Below are 2646 nucleotides of genomic sequence, written 5' to 3'. Positions count from 1 at the left end.
ATTATGTCTGAAAACTCCACCTTTTCTCCCGTCCTCACCGGCCGGGAACGTACGGCTGTCCCTGCAAAATCTCTGAGCTTCGTCGAAGGGGTATCGATGATTGTCGGTACCAATATTGGCGCGGGCGTCCTTTCTATCGCCTATGCGTCGAGCAAAGCGGGCTTCTTACCGCTGCTGTTCTGGCTGGTGCTGGTGGGCAGCCTGACGACGGTGACTATGCTCTATGTCGCGGAATCCACGCTGCGCACCCGTAAACATCTGCAGCTCAGTGGATTATCGAAGCGCTACGTCGGCGGCTTTGGCGCGCTGATGATGTTTCTCTCCGTCTGCGTCAATAGCGTCGGGGCATTGACGGCGTATATGACCGGCAGCGGTAAGCTGCTGCACTCCCTGTTTGGCATCTCGCCGGCGCTGGGCAGCGTGCTGTTTTTCGTTCCGGCGGCAGGGGTACTCTACCTGGGGCTGAAGGCGATCGGCCGCGGTGAGAAATTTATCAGCATCGGCATGGTGGTGATGATCTCGGTGCTGGTGATTGCCACGCTGTTGAAAGAGACCACCCGCGTCGGCTATCTGCTCGACGGCAACTGGCTGTATATGGTTCCGGTCTTCAACGTCGTGGCATTCTGCTTCTCGGCACAGTATATCGTGCCGGAGATGGCGCGGGGCTTCGCCGACAAACCGGAAAAATTGCCTAAAGCCATCATGGTCGGCATGGCGCTGACCTTTACCCTGCTGGCGCTGGTGCCGTTGTCGGTGATCTCGCTTAACGGTCTGGACAATATCTCGGATGTGGCCACCATCTCCTGGGGGCGGGCGCTTGGCGAATGGGCCTTCTTCTCAGCCAATCTGTTTGCGCTGTGCGCCATGCTGACCTCCTACTGGGGACTGGGCGGCAGCTTCCTGACCAATATCTTCGATCAGTTCCGCCTGGGGAATGATGAACAGCCCGCCCGGCGCCTGATGGTGCTGCTGGTGGTGGCGATCCCGCCGTTCGTACTGGCCTATAGCGGCATGGTCTCCTTCGTCAACGCGCTCTATTTTGCCGGGGTGTTCAGCGGCGTCATTTTATCGATTATGCCGATCCTGATGCTCAAGGGCGCCCGCCAGCGTGGCGATCTGACCCCGGGCTGGACCTGTCCGGCCTGGATGACCCATCCGCTTATCCAATGCTTCATTGTGTTGTTGTATCTTTGCAGCGCCGCCTACGCGATAGCATCCGCGGTGGGCTACCTACCCGCAGGCTGGTAATCAGGCTCTGTTTTGCACCGCGTCCGGTTCATGCTGGCGCGGTTTTTTTATTTGTCACTTATCTGTTACATAGCCCGCAATTTAGTCGTTTCAAATTCCTCAGAATGACGGTATGTTTAGCATAGTGTGCTGCAAAAGCGCGGGCAGTCCCCGGTTGATTAGCTATCATATGCTTTTCCTATCGGTATAAACAAAATAATGCGCTAATAAACAACATCACAACAAATGCAAAAACCATAATAATGGGGAGCCTCAGGATGAATATGAAGGGTAAAGCGTTACTGGCAGGATGTATTGCCTTAGTTATGAGCAGCGCGGCGCTGGCGGAAGATATCAAAATCGCGGTAGTCGGGGCGATGTCCGGCCCGGTGGCCCAGTACGGCGACCAGGAGTTTACCGGCGCAGAGCAGGCGGTAGCGGATATCAACGCTAAGGGCGGCATCAAGGGCAATAAGCTGCAGATCGTCAAATATGATGACGCTTGCGACCCGAAACAGGCGGTAGCGGTAGCCAACAAAGTGGTCAACGACGGCATCAAATACGTTATTGGTCACCTGTGTTCCTCTTCCACTCAGCCGGCGTCTGATATCTATGAAGACGAAGGCATTCTGATGATTACCCCGGCAGCGACTGCTCCGGAGCTGACGGCGCGCGGCTATAAGCTGATCCTGCGCACCACCGGTCTGGACTCCGATCAGGGGCCAACCGCGGCGAAATACATTCTCGACAAAGTGAAGCCGCAGCGTATCGCAGTGGTACATGACAAACAGCAGTACGGCGAAGGTTTGGCCCGTGCGGTGCAGGATGGCCTGAAAAAAGGTGGGGCAAACGTGGTCTTCTTCGACGGGATCACCGCCGGTGAGAAAGATTTCTCCACCCTGGTGGCGCGCCTGAAGAAAGAGAATATCGATTTCGTCTACTACGGCGGCTATCACCCGGAAATGGGCCAGATCCTGCGTCAGGCGCGCGCCGCCGGTCTGAAAACCCAGTTTATGGGCCCGGAAGGCGTAGCGAACGTCTCCCTGTCTAACATCGCTGGCGAGTCGGCGGAAGGCCTGCTGGTAACCAAGCCGAAGAACTACGACCAGGTGCCGGCGAACAAACCGATCGTGGATGCGATCAAGGCGAAGAAACAGGATCCGAGCGGCGCCTTCGTGTGGACCACCTACGCGGCGCTGCAGTCGCTGCAGGCAGGCCTGAATCAGTCTGACGATCCGGCGGAAATCGCTAAATACCTGAAAGGCGCGACAGTAGACACCGTGATGGGCCCGCTGTCGTGGGATCAGAAAGGCGACCTGAAAGGCTTTGAGTTCGGGGTCTTTACCTGGCATGCTAATGGTACGGCGACCGACGCCAAATAATTTAACCGGCGCCTTTCACGCTGCAAATGCGTTGTCT

2 protein-coding genes are annotated in these 2646 nt (G+C 56.7%); both read left to right on the top strand.

All coding sequences use genetic code 11. The features are described from left to right. Positions 1–3: 3 nt before the first annotated feature. Positions 4–1248 carry an aromatic amino acid transport family protein gene (locus HMPREF9538_RS22375; RefSeq protein WP_004150081.1) on the top strand — a complete coding sequence of 415 codons (1245 nt, stop codon included), beginning with the start codon at positions 4–6 and terminating at the stop codon, positions 1246–1248. Positions 1249–1505: 257 nt separating this feature from the next. After that, positions 1506–2609: a branched chain amino acid ABC transporter substrate-binding protein LivJ gene (gene livJ / locus HMPREF9538_RS22380; protein ID WP_002920812.1), complete on the top strand. Its 1104-nt coding sequence runs from the start codon at positions 1506–1508 to the stop codon at positions 2607–2609. Positions 2610–2646: the final 37 nt, after the last annotated feature.

It is taken from the genome of Klebsiella sp. MS 92-3 (assembly GCF_000195655.1).
Lineage (GTDB): Bacteria > Pseudomonadota > Gammaproteobacteria > Enterobacterales > Enterobacteriaceae > Klebsiella > Klebsiella pneumoniae.
Note: the sequence above shows the minus strand (reverse complement) of the source record. Positions and strands in the feature narration are given on the sequence as shown.

Excerpts from the sequence above, each read along its gene's own strand:
- HMPREF9538_RS22375 (WP_004150081.1), top strand. The coding sequence starts at position 4 with ATGTCTGAAAACTCCACCTTTTCTCCCGTCCTCACCGGCCGGGAACGT.
- livJ (WP_002920812.1), top strand. The coding sequence starts at position 1,506 with ATGAATATGAAGGGTAAAGCGTTACTGGCAGGATGTATTGCCTTAGTT.